1 protein-coding gene is annotated in these 244 nt (G+C 54.1%); it reads left to right on the forward strand.

Translation table 11 applies throughout. The features are described from left to right. Positions 1–244, forward strand: a 244-nt coding sequence (locus R0J87_RS23550) for an AbrB family transcriptional regulator (protein WP_498889407.1), incomplete at both ends; no start/stop codon positions are given.

Genomic DNA, 244 nt, shown 5'->3' on the forward strand with positions numbered 1-244 from the left:
GACGTCAAATCGGCCAATGTCACGATTGTGTCAGTCATGCAAACTTTCCGCATCCTGCTCATCGTTTTCACCGTTCCCCTCGCGGCGGGGTTCTTGTCGGGACGCGCGCCGGGTGAAATCGAGGAAGCAAGCTTTCAGTTCTCGCCTTATGCATTTGGCATCGCCCTTGTCGCCGGTTATGTGTTGTACTGGATTATGAAACGCATTTCATTTCCGGCGCGCGAATTGATGGCGCCTGTTCTGG

Source organism: Halomonas sp. SIMBA_159, assembly GCF_046536035.1.
In the GTDB taxonomy this organism is placed as follows: domain Bacteria; phylum Pseudomonadota; class Gammaproteobacteria; order Pseudomonadales; family Halomonadaceae; genus Vreelandella; species Vreelandella venusta_A.